General features: G+C 44.5%; 11 protein-coding genes and 1 pseudogene. 8 read left to right on the top strand and 4 right to left on the bottom strand.

Annotated features, from left to right (window positions below):
* Positions 1-17: 17 nt before the first annotated feature.
* The 4 genes from pflA to ycaO form a co-directional block, all read right to left on the bottom strand.
* Positions 18-758, bottom strand: coding sequence for a pyruvate formate lyase 1-activating protein (gene pflA, locus PTE_RS15605; RefSeq protein ID WP_036848537.1), 741 nt, complete (start codon positions 756-758; stop codon positions 18-20).
* An 87-nt stretch (positions 759-845) separates the two neighbouring features.
* Complete coding sequence (pflB, locus tag PTE_RS15610) at positions 846-3,128, bottom strand: formate C-acetyltransferase (protein WP_036848540.1); 2,283 nt, start codon at positions 3,126-3,128, stop codon at positions 846-848.
* 54 nt (positions 3,129-3,182) lie between these two features.
* A complete protein-coding gene (gene focA / locus PTE_RS15615; RefSeq protein WP_036848542.1) occupies positions 3,183-4,040 on the bottom strand; it encodes a formate transporter FocA in 858 nt (285 codons plus the stop codon).
* A 325-nt stretch (positions 4,041-4,365) separates the two neighbouring features.
* Complete coding sequence (gene ycaO, locus PTE_RS15620) at positions 4,366-6,129, bottom strand: 30S ribosomal protein S12 methylthiotransferase accessory factor YcaO (protein ID WP_036848545.1); 1,764 nt, start codon at positions 6,127-6,129, stop codon at positions 4,366-4,368.
* 152 nt (positions 6,130-6,281) lie between these two features.
* Here ycaO and ansB point away from each other — a divergent pair, with 152 nt between their 5' ends.
* The 8 genes and pseudogenes from ansB (at position 6,282) to PTE_RS15660 (ending at position 15,283) form a co-directional block, all read left to right on the top strand.
* Positions 6,282-7,325, top strand: coding sequence for an L-asparaginase 2 (ansB, locus tag PTE_RS15625; protein ID WP_036848548.1), 1,044 nt, complete (start codon positions 6,282-6,284; stop codon positions 7,323-7,325).
* Between the two features lie 239 nt (positions 7,326-7,564).
* Entirely contained in the window at positions 7,565-8,653 is a 1,089-nt protein-coding gene (gene serC / locus PTE_RS15630; protein WP_036848551.1) for a 3-phosphoserine/phosphohydroxythreonine transaminase, read from the top strand.
* 127 nt (positions 8,654-8,780) lie between these two features.
* Positions 8,781-10,067, top strand: a complete 1,287-nt coding sequence (gene aroA, locus PTE_RS15635) for a 3-phosphoshikimate 1-carboxyvinyltransferase (RefSeq protein WP_036848553.1) — start codon at positions 8,781-8,783, stop codon at positions 10,065-10,067.
* A gap of 180 nt (positions 10,068-10,247) precedes the next feature.
* The gene (gene cmk / locus PTE_RS15640; protein ID WP_036848556.1) at positions 10,248-10,940 is read left to right on the top strand and encodes a (d)CMP kinase; all 693 of its coding nucleotides are present in this window, start codon (positions 10,248-10,250) and stop codon (positions 10,938-10,940) included.
* A 171-nt stretch (positions 10,941-11,111) separates the two neighbouring features.
* Positions 11,112-12,785, top strand: a complete 1,674-nt coding sequence (gene rpsA / locus PTE_RS15645; RefSeq protein ID WP_036848559.1) for a 30S ribosomal protein S1 — start codon at positions 11,112-11,114, stop codon at positions 12,783-12,785.
* Between the two features lie 72 nt (positions 12,786-12,857).
* Positions 12,858-13,142, top strand: coding sequence for an integration host factor subunit beta (ihfB, locus tag PTE_RS15650; protein ID WP_021325190.1), 285 nt, complete (start codon positions 12,858-12,860; stop codon positions 13,140-13,142).
* A gap of 461 nt (positions 13,143-13,603) precedes the next feature.
* Positions 13,604-14,729: pseudogene (locus tag PTE_RS15655) on the top strand (S-type pyocin domain-containing protein); the annotation flags it as partial.
* 86 nt (positions 14,730-14,815) lie between these two features.
* A complete protein-coding gene (locus PTE_RS15660) occupies positions 14,816-15,283 on the top strand; it encodes a DUF6392 family protein (RefSeq protein ID WP_036848561.1) in 468 nt (155 codons plus the stop codon).
* Positions 15,284-15,512: the final 229 nt, after the last annotated feature.

Below are 15,512 nucleotides of genomic sequence, written 5' to 3' on the forward strand. Positions count from 1 at the left end.
GAGCTGAGGTTATTTAATTAATACACAACCTTATGCCCATAGCTTTCCAAAATACCTTTCACTCTGTCCATTGTCTCTTTTGCCGGCGGTTTAACACCTTCCAGCTTATATTCCTCACCTAGGGTAATCCATTTATGCTTACCCAGTTCGTGATAAGGTAGAAGCTCAATTTTTTCAATATTTTTCATATTGCTGGTAAATTCACCCAGCATATGAGCGGATCCATTATCATCGGACCAGCCTGGAACAACAACGTAACGAATCCAGGTTTTTTGATGACGTTTAGCCAGATAGCGGGCAAACTCCAAAGTGCGATGATTTGAAACACCCACCAGCTTTTGGTGGATTTCATCATTGATCTGTTTTAAATCAAGCATAACAAGATCAGTCGCGTCCATCAGTTCATCAATAACCGGATCATAACGGCGGACAAATCCATTGGTATCAAGACAGGTATGAATGCCTTCGGCATGACAGGCTCTAAACCAGTCACGTACAAATTCAGCTTGAAGAATGGCTTCACCACCCGATGCGGTAACGCCGCCGCCTGAGGCGTTCATAAAATGACGATAGGTTGTTGCCTCTTTCATCAATTCTTCGACAGTGACTTCTTTACCACCGTGGGTATCCCATGTATCGCGATTATGGCAATAGAGGCAGCGCATCAGACAGCCCTGAAAAAAGACGATAAACCGGATACCTGGGCCATCAACAGTGCCACAGGATTCGGAAGAGTGAATACGGCCAAGTACGGACATAATAGGATTGCTCCAAAACTGACGGGATAAATGAATAAAGGCCCCAGAATTCAGGGCCTTTTGGCAACACATTATTACATAGATTGATTACATAGATTGCGTGAAAGTACGGGTGATCACATCCCGTTGCTGTTCTTTCGTCAATGAGTTGAAACGCACGGCATAACCCGATACCCGAATAGTTAATTGAGGATATTTTTCAGGGTCTTCCATTGCATCCAGCAACATCTCCCGGTTCATTACGTTGACGTTCAGGTGCTGACCACCCTCAATGGTTGCTTCGTGGTGGAAGTAACCATCCATCAGACCTGCCAGGTTAGTTTTACGTGCTTCATCATCTTTACCTAACGCATTCGGCACGATAGAGAAAGTATAAGAGATACCATCTTTTGCATAGGCGAATGGTAGTTTAGCAACAGAGGTCAGGGAAGCGACGGCCCCTTTCTGATCACGGCCATGCATTGGGTTAGCTCCAGGGCCAAATGGTGCGCCAGCGCGGCGTCCATCAGGCGTGTTGCCGGTTTTCTTGCCATATACCACGTTAGAGGTGATGGTCAGAACTGATTGAGTAGGCACGGAGTGACGGTAAGTATTCAGCTTCTGGATTTTCTTCATGAAGCGTTCAACCAAATCACAGGCGATATCATCAACCCGTGGATCGTTGTTGCCGAATTGTGGGTATTCACCTTCAATGTTGAAGTCAACAGCTAAACCGTCTTCGTCACGGATCGGTGAGACTTTGGCATACTTAATGGCAGACAACGAGTCAGCAGCGACAGACAGACCGGCGATACCACATGCCATAGTACGGTAAACATCACGATCATGCAGCGCCATCAATGCCGCTTCGTAGCTGTATTTATCATGCATATAGTGGATGATGTTCAGTGCGGTAACATACTGTTTTGCCAGCCAATCCATAAAATGATCCATACGGGCCATCACTTTATCGTAGTCCAGTACGTCATCTTTCATTGGCTCTTCTTTTGGGCCAACCTGTATTTTTAACTTTTCATCCACGCCGCCGTTGATTGCGTACAGCATGGTTTTCGCCAGATTTGCGCGGGCGCCAAAGAATTGCATCTGTTTACCCACAATCATTGGGCTGACACAACAGGCGATAGCGTAGTCATCGTTATTGAAATCAGGACGCATCAGATCATCGTTCTCATACTGTAAAGATGAGGTGTCGATGGAAACTTTTGCGGCGAACTTTTTGAAACTCACAGGCAGTTTTTCAGACCACAGGATAGTCATGTTGGGTTCGGGCGATGGGCCCATGGTGTATAAAGTGTTCAGGAAACGGAAACTGTTTTTGGTCACCAGAGTACGGCCATCCACGCCCATTCCGGCCAGAGATTCTGTTGCCCAGATTGGATCACCGGAGAACAGTTCATCATATTCAGGTGTACGCAGGAAGCGAACCATACGCAGTTTCATGACCAGATGGTCGATCAATTCCTGAGCTTCGATTTCTGTTAGTTTCCCGGCTTTTAGGTCCCGTTCGATGTAAATATCCAGGAAACTGGATACACGCCCGAAGGACATAGCGGCACCATTCTGAGATTTAACCGCTGCTAGATAAGCGAAATAAGTCCACTGTACCGCTTCTTTAGCATTAGTTGCGGGACCAGAAATATCATGGCCGTATTTAGCGGCCATCTCTTTAATTTGATTCAGAGCACGATGCTGTTCGGCAATCTCTTCGCGTAACTGAATGGTCATCGCCAGATCTTCGCCATTTTCCAGTTTTTCCTGCAACGAATTGAATTGGGCGAGTTTATCATCACGCAGATAGTCGATACCATATACCGCAACCCGGCGATAGTCACCAATGATACGACCACGGCCATAGGCATCAGGTAAACCCGTTAGAACACCGGATTTCCGGCATTGCAGAATATCTGGAGTGTAAACATCGAACACGCCCTGGTTATGTGTCTTGCGATATTCAGTGAAAATTTGTTTCAGTTTAGGATCGAGTTCACGACCATAAACTTTACATGATCCTTCCACCATTTTGATGCCGCCAAATGGGATCAGGGCGCGTTTCAGTGGGGCTTCAGTTTGCAGGCCGACGATAGTTTCCAGATCTTTTTCGATGTAACCTGCGTCATGAGAGGTAATGGTAGCAGCAACATCAGTATCAAAATCAACCGGCGCATGAGTACGGTTTTCGATTTTGATACCTTCCATGACTTTTTCCCACAGGGCATCAGTTGCTTTGGTCGAATCTGCCAGGAAAGATTCATCACCCTCATATGGTGTATAGTTTTTTTGGATGAAGTCGCGAACGTTAACTTCGTTCTGCCAGTCACCCTGATTAAAACCTTGCCATGCTACAGAGAATTTTTCATTTAATTCAGTCATGATACTTCTACCTTTTAATAATCGAACTTTTGAGAAACCCGGCGAGGGCGCTAATTAATGTTTTTGCTCGCTACGCAGATAAATTAACCAGTAAGTCAAACCCACCAAAATTGCGCCACCGATAATGTTACCGATAGTGACCGGAATTAAATTGTCAGTAATAAAGTGTGAAAGGGTGAGTTGAGAAAATTGTTCAGGTGTCGCTCCCACATTGATCCAGAATTCAGTTGGTGCGCAATGCTTAATAACAATACCAAGCGGAATTAAAAACATGTTAGCAATACTGTGCTCAAAGCCGCTGGCGACAAACATGGCCACAGGTAAAATCATGACAAATATTTTGTCGATTAAACTCCGTCCGGCATAACTCATCCAAACCGCGAGGCAAACCATCAGATTGGCGAGAATGCCTAAAAACAGGGCTTCAATAAACGTGTGGTGTACTTTATGGTCAGCCGTTTGTAGTACGTTTAGGCCCCATAATCCATTAGCAACATTATATTGACCGGCAAACCATATTACCGTGACGAAAAATAGCGCGCCAATCAGATTACCCAAATAAACGTTAATCCAGTTTTTAAACATTTGGTTCCAGGTTATCCGCCCGGTTGCTTTAGCAATAATCGTGAGCACAGTGGAAGTAAATAAGTCTGCGCCACAAACGACAACTAGCATTAATCCGAGGGAGAAACAAATTCCGCCAACTAATTTAGCCAGCCCGTAAGGGATAGAGGCGGTTCCTGTGGTGGCGGTAATATAAAAGACAAATGCAATAGAAATAAAAACCCCGGCAGTGATGGCTGACATATAGGTTATTGCAGGATGTTTGGTGGTTTTATAAACACCAAGATCATCGGCGATTTGTGTCATTACCGCAGGTGGCAATAAGTTAAAAGGGTTGTCAGCTCGCATACTAACATTCTCTTTATTATTCATTAGTTATTGTACGTAATGATAGTAACAAAGGCTCTTGGGGCTAAATTTGATATAGATCATAATCCTCAGAGAGCAAACGCTGTTTTGATGGACTTGAATGGATAAAATATTAATAAATTTATTGAGTTACGTGAATTAAAATTTTTTTAAATTTTATTGTATTTTTTTATTCGCTTATTGAAAGGCAATTCAACAAGTAAAATTTCAGGTTAATTTGTTATTTATTTGTTGTTTTAAATAAACTTAATTTAACCTGAACTTTACTTTTAATAATAAATTATCTTTTCAGCCAAATTGAATATTATTTGGCGTTCCAGAAATGATATTTTGCTTTTTGCAACTTCTCATAAGCGGCTAATAAAGCCTGATGAGCAGCCAGTGATTTTAAATCTGAATCAATTGACCACAGGCCATAAAAACAATTTTCACCGGAAATAGCCGCTGACGCTGCTTCAACAGCATCCTGCCCGTACATTTTTATGAATGCTGGGTAATATTGCGAAGGCGCTTTATCCGCTTCCAAAGCAAGTAAAAGCAATGTTTGCAGACAGCGATAATAGTTAGCCCGTTCAGCCGTAAAGATTGAGGCGTTAAAATCCTGAGTCCACTCTACCCAAATCAGTGCTTGTTCCAGATCACCACCTGCCAGCGCTAACATGGATTTCAGTTCACCAATACGTAAATTGCTCCAGCCATTGTCTTTACCAACAGCTATGCCAAGCAGTTCACGGACGCGGGTAAAATCGTCCAGACCTTCTTCATCTAATTGCTCAAGCAGGGCCAGATATTCTTCCGGTTGCCATTGACTATCCGGTAGCGCGAATAAAGTTTCCCTCAGGTGGATCCCCATGGTGTTATTGGCAATATGCAAATCTTCCACGGGATAAATATCAGACATACCCGGCACCAGAATACGGCAGGCATAAACACCAAGATGTTCGTAATCAGCAATATAAACTTCCGCATCCAGTTGCTTGAAGATAGTCATTAAGGTGGTAAATTCTTCTTCTGTGGTGCCGCTGAAATTCCAGTCAGCGAATGTATAATCAGCATCTTGCTTGAAGAGATCCCAACTGATTAATCCGCTCGAATCAATAAAGTGGGTTTCCAGATTGGTATGTTCCGCAACTTCTTCATTATCGAAAGTGGGGGCATTGAACACATCCAGATCTTTCAGACTGCGGCCCTGCAACAGTTCGGTAACTGTACGTTCCAGTGCCACACCAAATTCAGGATGAGCACCAAAAGAGGCGAAACAGGTACCATTATTGGGATTAAACAGAACGACGCAAATAACCGGGAATTGTCCACCAAGAGAAGCGTCATAACAATAGAGTGGGAAGCCTTCATCCTGTAATTTGTTAACCGCTTCAACAACCCCAGGATAACGATTCATCACTTCTTGGGGAATTTCTGGCAGGCTGATGCCTTCCGCAATAATCCGGTTTTTTACATAGCGTTCAAAAACTTCTGATAACCCTTGAACTCTGGCTTCATTAATCGTGTTGCCTGCTGACATCCCATTGGAAACATAAAGATTGCCAATAATATTCATTGGAATATAGACAGTGTGGTTATCAGATTGACGGGTAAACGGCAGTGAGCAGATACCACGTTCTTTATTGCCTGATTGCAAATCAACTAACTGACTTGCGCATAAGTCATTGTCAGGATTGTAAAACTGACGTAACCGGGCATCCAGAATGCCTTCCGGCAGGGAATCATCATCCGGTAAAGCAAACCATTTTTCATTGGGGTAATGGACAAACTCACCGTTAGCGATAGCCTGCCCTAAATAGAAATCAGCAAAAAAATAGTTGGTTGACAGACGTTCAAAATATTCCCCTAAAGCAGAAGCTAAAGCGGCTTTTTTACTTGCACCTTTGCCGTTGGTGAAACATAAAGGGCAATCGCGGTCGCGGATATGAACTGACCAGACATGAGGGACCGGATTCAGCCATGAGGCTTCTTCGATATTAAAATCAAGATGTTGCAGTTTTTGCTGAAAGCTATTGATTGAGTCTTCCAGTGCGGCGTCTTTGCCGGGAATAAAGGTTTGCGTCATGGTATTCACTTATGAGTGCTCATTACAGAGCGCTCATCATACGAGTTTTTCTTCGGCAGCTCTATTCCTTACTATAAAGTCTAGTACGCATCACAGATTTATTGTTATCATCATTCATAATCGGACAGGATATTTTTTATTAAGGAATCAGCATGAAGAAGATTAACAAAACAGCTTTAGCCAGTTTATTGGCATTAATCAGCGGTTCTGCTTTGGCTTTGCCAAATATTACACTTTTGGCAACAGGAGGAACGATTGCAGGTGGAGGTAAGTCTGCGACTGAATCCAGCTATGTTGCTGGAAAAGTTGGGGTTGATGCATTAGTCGATGCTGTTCCTGAAATCAAAGATATTGTCAACTTGAAAGGTGAGCAGGTATTTAATATTGGCTCACAGGATATGAATGATCAGGTGTGGCTGACACTGGCGAGAAAAATCAACGCTGATTGTGATAAAACCGATGGTTTTGTTATCACTCACGGCACAGACACGATGGAAGAAACTGCTTATTTCCTCGATCTGACAACTCAATGCCAGAAACCGATTGTGATGGTTGGCGCAATGCGCCCATCTACTGCGCTTGGTGCTGATGGCCCGTTAAATCTGTATAACGCAGTCGTGGTTGCAAGTGATAAAGAATCAGCCAACCGTGGCGTGTTGATGGCAATGAATAATGCGGTTATCAGCGGGCGTACCGTGGTGAAAATGAGTACGACTGAAGTTCAGGCGTTCCAGCCAATTAATGCTGGTGCTGAAGGTTTTGTTCATAATGGCAAAGTCAATTATTACACTGAAGCGAAGCCGAGAGCGGACAAGGCTATTTTCGATGTCAGCAAACTGGATAAGCTGCCAAAAGTCGGCATTGTTTATAACTATGCGAATGCTTCTGATCTGCCAGCGAAAGCACTACTAAATGATGGCTATCAAGGGATTGTCAGCGCCGGTGTGGGCAACGGTAATATGTACAAAGCGATTTTCGATACCCTGGCTAAAGCCGCTAAAGAGGGGGTTGTGGTCGTGAGAGCAAGCCGTGTACCGGTAGGATATGTCACTCAGGATGCGGAAGTGGATGATAGCAAATATGGTTTTGTGGCATCTGAACGCTTGAATCCGCAAAAGGCCAGAGTGCTTTTACAATTAGCACTGACTAAAACTCATGATCCGGTAAAAATTCACGAGATGTTTGTTAAATATTGAGTTAGCGTTCCCTGATTGTTTGGGGTGATAAAAAGTTAAGTGTGGGCGCTGTAAAATACAGCGCCTTGGATGTGTTGTTTTCCCCACCACATTATCATTACGTCATCAATACATGTTATTTTTCGTTTATCTTTATTCCGCTATTCAATAACCATTGCAGCAATGAAAGGGGAATGATACAACCGATATATCAGATTCTTTTTGTTATTATTATCATTTCGTCAGATGGAGTGAAGTAAATGAGTCAGGTATATAATTTCAGTGCAGGCCCAGCAATGTTACCGGTTGAAGTATTGCGCAGAGCAGAACAGGAACTCTGTAACTGGCATGGTATCGGGACTTCGATTATGGAAATCAGTCACCGCAGTAAGGAATTCATTGCTGTAGCAAAGGAAGCAGAACAGGATCTGCGGGATTTATTGTCAGTACCTGAAAATTATAAGGTATTGTTTTGCCACGGTGGTGCCCGCGGTCAATTTGCGGCTATCCCAATGAACTTTTTGGGTGATAATGTTAAAGCCGATTATATTGATGGCGGTTACTGGGCTGAATGTGCAGTCAAAGAAGTAGAAAGATATTGCACGCCGAATGTGATTAATATCAAAACCGAAATTAATGGCTTGAAAGGCGTTAAGCCAATGAGCGAATGGTCATTAAGCAATGATGCGGCTTATGTCCATTATTGCCCGAATGAAACCATTGATGGTATCGCCATTCATGAAAATCCAGATTTTGATGATAATAAAGTTATTATTGCGGATTACTCTTCCTCTATTCTTTCCGGGCCGTTGGATATCAGCCGTTATGGTATGATTTATGCCGGAGCGCAGAAAAATATTGGTCCGGCGGGGCTCACACTGGTTATTGTTCGTGAAGATTTATTAGGTAAAGCCCGTAAAGAAACACCGTCGATTTTTGATTATACCGTTCTGGCGGAGTATGATTCCATGTTCAACACACCGCCAACTTTTGCCTGGTATCTCTCCGGCTTGGTCTTCAAGTGGCTGAAAGGGCAAGGCGGGGTACAAGAGATGGCAAAACGTAATCAGGCCAAAGCCCGGCTGCTTTATCATGCCATTGATAACAGTGATTTCTACCACAACCAGATTGCTCCTGAAAATCGTTCCCTGATGAATGTACCGTTTCAGATGGCAGATGCTTCACTGGACAGGAAATTTCTGGCAGAAGCAGAGGCTCAGGGATTACAGGCACTGAAAGGACACCGTGTTTCCGGCGGTATGCGTGCTTCTATTTATAATGCTATGCCGATAGAAGGCGTTCAGGCTTTGGTTGATTTTATGGCTGATTTTGAACGCCGTAACGGCTAACTTGCCAACCATGACCGGGAACAAACGTTCCCGGAATATTCAGGGTTAAGGAAATATTTCCTCAAACGTAAAAATATCTCACTTATACTTAAAATAATTTCATTGAGAATCGGAGATCCTGTTATTTATGCAATCCCTGACGCTGCAACCTATTTCCTCTATTAATGGAACCATTAACCTGCCAGGGTCAAAAAGTGTTTCCAATCGTGCATTATTACTGGCGGCTTTCGCCAAAGGCACAACCTGTCTGACTAACTTGCTGGATAGTGATGATATCCGCCATATGCTCAATGCCTTGACGGCATTGGGGGTCAGCTACCGTCTGTCTGATGATCGTACCTGTTGTGAAGTTGACGGTATGGGTGGGGTGATTACCGGTAAAGGCACGGTGGAACTGTTTCTTGGCAATGCCGGTACGGCAATGCGCCCATTAGCTGCTGCTTTATGCCTTGGTAAAAATGATGTCATTCTCACTGGCGAACCCCGGATGAAAGAGCGTCCGATTGGTCATCTTGTGGATGCTTTGCGTCAGGGGGGGGCGGAAATTGAGTATCTGGAGCAGGAAAATTATCCGCCGTTACACATTAAAGGTGGTTTTGTTGGCGGTAAAGTGACCGTAGATGGTCGTGTTTCCAGTCAGTTTCTGACTGCGTTGCTAATGACCGCGCCATTGGCAGAAAAGGATTCTGAGATTCATATTCAGGGTGAATTGGTTTCTAAACCTTATATTGATATCACTCTGGCACTAATGAAAAGTTTCGGAATTACCATAAGTCACGATCAATATCAGGTTTTCCATATTAAAGGCTGGCAGCAATACCACTCTCCGGGTCACTATCTGGTTGAAGGTGATGCGTCTTCTGCTTCCTATTTTCTGGCGGCGGCGGCAATCAAAGGTGGCAGTGTGCGTGTGACTGGGATTGGTAAAAACAGCCTTCAAGGGGATACCAAATTTGCCAATGTCCTGGAAAAAATGGGGGCGAAAATTCGCTGGGGTGATGACTTCGTTGAATGTGAACGTGGCACCCTGACTGGCATTGATATGGATATGAATGCGATCCCTGATGCCGCGATGACAATCGCCACGACCGCGCTGTTTGCGGAAGGGGAGACCGTTATTCGTAATATATACAACTGGCGGGTAAAAGAGACAGACCGGCTCCATGCAATGGCAACAGAATTGCGTAAAGTGGGCGCGGAAGTGGAAGAAGGGGAAGATTATATCCGGATTACACCGCCACAAAGGTTACTGCCGGCTGAAATTGGCACCTATAATGATCACCGGATGGCAATGTGCTTCTCGCTGGTGGCCCTGTCTGATACACCGGTTGCTATCCTCGATCCGGGTTGTACAGCAAAAACCTTCCCGGACTATTTCAATCAATTGGAAAGATTAAGCCAGCGGAAGTCATAACTGGCGACGATTATGACTCAATAAAGCGTATTTCTTTGATCAAAACCTACTTACCGTAGAATCCGCTTATTCCGCTTCCCTTTTGAGGGCGTATAATAAACTACAGATATTGATTGTTTTATTGAGTAAATATTCAGCATCCGGCGAAGAATGAATTCGCCATGCGAAAGGAGAACAATAATGGTGGCGATAGCCCCAGTAGTAACTGTTGATGGGCCAAGTGGCGCGGGTAAAGGCACTTTATGTCAGGCATTGGCGGAAGCTTTAGGCTGGCAACTGCTTGATTCAGGTGCTATTTATCGGGTATTGGCGCTGGCGGCGATTCATCATCAGGTGGATATCCGGTCCGAAGACGCGTTAGTTCCTTTGGCGGCTAATCTTGATGTCCGTTTTGTCCCGGAAAAAGGGAAGCTAAGTGTGATACTTGAGGGGGAAGATGTCAGCAATGAAATCCGTACCGAAACGGTGGGAAACACCGCTTCACAGGCAGCTGCTTTCCCTCGGGTTCGTGAGGCGTTGTTACGGCGTCAACGTGCTTTTCGCATTGCTCCGGGTTTGATTGCTGATGGTCGGGATATGGGAACGGTGGTGTTTTCTGATGCGCCGGTGAAAATATTCCTTGATGCCAGCGCAGAAGAACGTGCGCGCAGACGTATGCTACAGTTGCAGGAAAAAGGCTTTAGTGTTAACTTTGAACGTCTTTTATCCGAGATACAGGAACGCGATTATCGCGACCGTAACCGGACAGTTGCGCCGTTAGCGCCCGCTGAAGACGCATTAATATTGGATTCAACCAGTATGTCTATCGAAGAAGTTATCGATAAAGCGCTAAATTATGTGAAAAAAACACTTTCATTACCTAAGCAATTTTAAGTTTTTAGCTTATAATTGATGGTGATGTACTGAAAATTAGGTACGTGGGCTAAAAAATTTTCCCACAAACCAAACAACCTTGTCACAGGGAATAGTGACAGGGCATGTAAAACAACCCCATTCGGCGGGAAGCTAAGTGGACGTTAAATTGAAATCTTGAAGATCATTAACATGACAGAATCTTTTGCTCAACTCTTTGAAGAATCCCTGCTATCTATTGAAACTCGTCCAGGTGCTATCGTTCGCGGCATCGTTGTTGCTATCGATAAAGACGTTGTATTAGTTGACGCAGGTCTGAAATCAGAATCTGCTATTCCTGTAGAACAGTTCAAAAATGTTCAGGGTGAGCTGGAAATCCAGGTCGGTGATGAAATTGATGTTGCGCTAGACGCTGTTGAAGATGGTTTCGGTGAAACTGTTCTGTCCCGTGAGAAAGCAAAACGCCATGAAGCGTGGCTGATGCTGGAAAAAGCTTACGAAGAAGCAGAAACTGTTACCGGCATCATCAACGGCAAAGTGAAGGGCGGCTTTACTGTCGAACTGAACGGTATCCGTGCATTCCTGCCTGGTTCTCTGGTTGATGTTCGTCCAGTTCGTGATACGACTCACCTGGAAGGTAAAGAGCTTGAGTTTAAAGTCATCAAACTGGATCAGAAACGCAACAACGTAGTTGTTTCCCGTCGTGCTGTTATCGAATCTGAAAACAGCGCAGAACGTGATCAACTGCTGGAAAACCTGCAAGAAGGTATGGAAGTTAAAGGTATCGTTAAGAACCTGACTGACTACGGTGCATTTGTTGATCTGGGCGGCGTTGATGGCTTGCTGCACATTACTGATATGGCTTGGAAACGTGTTAAACATCCAAGTGAAATCGTCAATGTGGGCGATGAAATCGCAGTAAAAGTACTGAAATTCGACCGTGAGCGTACCCGCGTATCTCTGGGCCTGAAACAACTGGGCGAAGATCCATGGGTGGCAATTGCTAAGCGTTACCCAGAAGGGACTAAACTGACTGGCCGCGTGACTAATTTGACTGATTACGGCTGCTTCGTAGAAATCGAAGAAGGCGTTGAAGGTCTGGTACACGTTTCAGAAATGGACTGGACCAACAAAAACATCCACCCATCCAAAGTTGTTAATGTTGGTGACGTTGTGGAAGTTATGGTTCTGGATATTGACGAAGAACGCCGTCGTATCTCCTTGGGCCTGAAACAGTGTAAAGCTAACCCATGGCAGCTGTTTGCTGAAACTCACAACAAAAATGACCGTGTTGAAGGTAAAATCAAGTCTATCACTGACTTCGGTATCTTCATTGGTCTGGATGGCGGCATCGACGGCTTGGTTCACCTGTCTGACATTTCCTGGAACGTTACCGGAGAAGAAGCCGTTCGTGAATACAAAAAAGGCGACGAAATTGCCGCTGTTGTGCTGCAAGTTGACGCAGAGCGTGAGCGTATCTCCCTGGGCATCAAGCAACTGGCGGAAGATCCATTCAATAACTACCTGTCTGTAAACAAGAAGGGTGCTATTGTTAATGGTAAAGTCACCGCAGTTGATGCTAAAGGCGCTACCGTAGAACTGGCTGACGGCGTTGAAGGTTACCTGCGTGCATCAGAAGCTTCTCGTGACCGTGTTGAAGATGCGACTCTGGTTCTGAACGTTGGCGATGCAGTTGAAGCTAAATACACTGGTGTTGATCGCAAAAACCGTGTAATCAACCTGTCTGTTCGCGCTAAAGACGAAGCTGATGAAAAAGACGCTATCGCTTCTGTGAACAAACAAGAAGACACAAACTTTGCTAACAACGCAATGGCTGAAGCTTTCAAAGCAGCTAAAGGCGAGTAATTAAAGTTAATAACGGTGGATAATACATCACACGTTCGTGTTATCCAAGTACGGTAGTTTAGGGAGGTACTAATGACCAAGTCTGAATTAATCGAAAGACTTGCTGGCCAGCAATCTCATATTTCGGCCAAAACCGTTGAAGATGCAGTGAAAGAAATGCTCGACCATATGGCAATAACATTGGCAGATGGTGAGCGTATAGAGGTGCGCGGATTCGGCAGTTTTTCTCTTCACTACCGTGCCGCGCGCGTAGGTCGTAACCCTAAAACGGGTGATAAAGTGGAACTGGAAGGTAAATACGTTCCCCACTTTAAACCTGGCAAAGAGTTACGTGATCGCGTGAATATCTACGATTAAGTTTGAAGATAACAAGTTATTGCTTATTCTAAACAGCACCTTTGGGTGCTGTTTTAGATTAATAACAAAGTGTTGACCTTTTGGTCAGCGTTTTGATTCTAATAAGGCTCATACAAAAAGAGCTGATTATTATGTTAAGAAAACCTGCCTCCATAATCTTGTCAATCTGACATGATTTCCCCAAAAAATCATTTGGTACATAAAACCGATGTTGCCATTGATTTTAAATTCATTTGTGATTCCCTCCTTTGCTGAAAAATTGTATCAAAATTGTTACGAGATATGATGAATTACCAGAATCAATCAACCTCATTTCTATAATTTTCGGAATATTCCTATATCTTTCTAAGTGAAATCTATTGCAGTATTGATCATCTATTAGCCTATAAGTGATAAGAATATGATGATAATTTCAGTTAGGAACACTCTTCATGTGGTAAACCAATGGAGAGGCGAATAGGATGGCAAAGGGCTATTATCTGCTCGTTGATGATAAAACGACCTGTGGTGGAGTCATTATCACCGGTGACCAGACCATCACATTTAACGGGCGGGCAACCGCCCGTGAAGGGGATCATGTCACCTGTGGTAAACATTCCGGTACTTACATAATTGCCGGGGGTGTACCCAGTATGTTTAGCATGGGACGACGATTGGCGGGCACATTAGATAGTGTCAGCACCTGCCCCTGTCGGGCCCAGCTGATTAATTCCGTGATGGACAGCTATGAGAAGCAGGAAGAGCCTGCTGACCGGGTTGTTGCTCCCACTAATATGGCGGCGCAGACTGTCTCTTTGCCTGTGAAGGCTGCGGGAAGCGTTCAGCCCGGTCCACCGTCTGTGACGCAGGCTCCCCCACCGCCGATACCGGTGTTTACGAAATCCTGCCAGCGGGGCAAAGGCTGTACGGACGCGGGAACCGAAGCTGAACCCGCGAATAACTTTGGCAGAATGGGGATATATCAGGTGCCGTCATCTCCCGCTCCGGTAGCGGCGCAAAAGCCTGAACCACCTCCTCAGGGCAAAAAACACCCGCCTGAACCGGATAAGCCGCAGGATAAAAAATTACCGTGGTATAAACGGTGGTTTGGCGGTGGAAAGGAGAAGGTTGAAGCGGCGGCTACGGCAGTGGCGGCCACCACCCGCAGCGCGGTAGCGGATGGGGAAGCGCTGGTGATGCGTTACATTGGCGGTGGCGCTGCCAGCTCCGGGCGTTGGCTGGCTGCCCCAAATCCGTTGACGGTCGGGTTAATGGGATTGTTTTATTCACCGAAGCTGAATGAAGGCGAAGAGGACTACTTAAACCGCTATCACCTGAGTGAAATTGCTGAACAGTTTGGCAAAGCCCCGACGCGTGTGCGTTTCCGCTGGATCAGAGATGAAAAAAGCGGCAGGATGACAGTTCAGGGGTATCACGTTAGCCCGGAAAGTGGTCTGGATAAAGTGTCGGTTACTGAATCGGACCACGGGTAATTATGAATTCTGGGAGCCGGGAGAGCACAGGCCGACGATTTTATGGACACCGAACGAACAGGAGTTTCAGGTTCCAGCCCATATTGATAGAGACTTTGATGCAATAACTCCAGCATGAAAGGATTATGGTGCATCAGAAGCGCAACTTAAAAATGCTCGGGAAAAAATGCACGAACTTAATGAAGAACAGAGGCTATATAAATGACAGTCAACGTAGAGGCATTAATAAACAGTCTGGGGAAGTCTTATCAGGAAATTTTTAATGAAGGATTAATCCCTTATAAAACGAAACCAACAGGATACCCTGGAGATCCAGATATTACTTTAAATATGGCTAAAGAGGGTATGCATTTAGCTTTTAAAAGGGATGGTAAGGTTTTATTTGCTGTAGAGCTTTTTCTGCTTGATCAGAAGAGACCCTCATACCAATTCCCTAATGAATTACCTTCTCCTTTGAAGTCCTTAATGTCTAGGAAATGGGTTCACGAGCAGTTTGGTAAGCCTGAAAAGGCTCTTCCGCCGCGAAAATTTCTCAAGAAAGATGTCGGCTGGACAGAACTGTATACGCTACTGGATTTTCGGATACCAACCAGTATGCAGGTTGATTATGACCTGTTTGAGCATGTTGATTCTGTAATGTTTTTATCCACATCAGAAGTGCGTTGGTAGTCAATAATAGAGGGGCGGTTCTTTTTGAAAGCCAATTCATTTGCGAACAGTTTGAAAAACAAAATCGTAGATGAATTGGTTTAATCAAGAGCTGGGGTTATATAAATAAAGGCGACCATTTAGCATGTTTTTTTCACTGTAGGGTATATCTTGAGTATGAATAATGATAACGAAAGGATTTTCTTATCATTTTTTTGAGAAAATAATATACTGATTGAGATAACATTAA

The sequence above is a fragment of the Photorhabdus khanii NC19 genome (genome assembly GCF_000517265.1).
GTDB lineage: Bacteria > Pseudomonadota > Gammaproteobacteria > Enterobacterales > Enterobacteriaceae > Photorhabdus > Photorhabdus khanii.

What these genes read in the sequence shown, in the direction of transcription:
- pflA (WP_036848537.1), bottom strand. Translation starts at nt 758, where the DNA reads ATGTCCGTACTTGGCCGTATTCACTCTTCCGAATCCTGTGGCACTGTT.
- pflB (WP_036848540.1), bottom strand. Translation starts at nt 3,128, where the DNA reads ATGACTGAATTAAATGAAAAATTCTCTGTAGCATGGCAAGGTTTTAAT.
- focA (WP_036848542.1), bottom strand. Translation starts at nt 4,040, where the DNA reads ATGCGAGCTGACAACCCTTTTAACTTATTGCCACCTGCGGTAATGACA.
- ycaO (WP_036848545.1), bottom strand. Translation starts at nt 6,129, where the DNA reads ATGACGCAAACCTTTATTCCCGGCAAAGACGCCGCACTGGAAGACTCA.
- ansB (WP_036848548.1), top strand. Translation starts at nt 6,282, where the DNA reads ATGAAGAAGATTAACAAAACAGCTTTAGCCAGTTTATTGGCATTAATC.
- serC (WP_036848551.1), top strand. Translation starts at nt 7,565, where the DNA reads ATGAGTCAGGTATATAATTTCAGTGCAGGCCCAGCAATGTTACCGGTT.
- aroA (WP_036848553.1), top strand. Translation starts at nt 8,781, where the DNA reads ATGCAATCCCTGACGCTGCAACCTATTTCCTCTATTAATGGAACCATT.
- cmk (WP_036848556.1), top strand. Translation starts at nt 10,248, where the DNA reads ATGGTGGCGATAGCCCCAGTAGTAACTGTTGATGGGCCAAGTGGCGCG.
- rpsA (WP_036848559.1), top strand. Translation starts at nt 11,112, where the DNA reads ATGACAGAATCTTTTGCTCAACTCTTTGAAGAATCCCTGCTATCTATT.
- ihfB (WP_021325190.1), top strand. Translation starts at nt 12,858, where the DNA reads ATGACCAAGTCTGAATTAATCGAAAGACTTGCTGGCCAGCAATCTCAT.
- PTE_RS15660 (WP_036848561.1), top strand. Translation starts at nt 14,816, where the DNA reads ATGACAGTCAACGTAGAGGCATTAATAAACAGTCTGGGGAAGTCTTAT.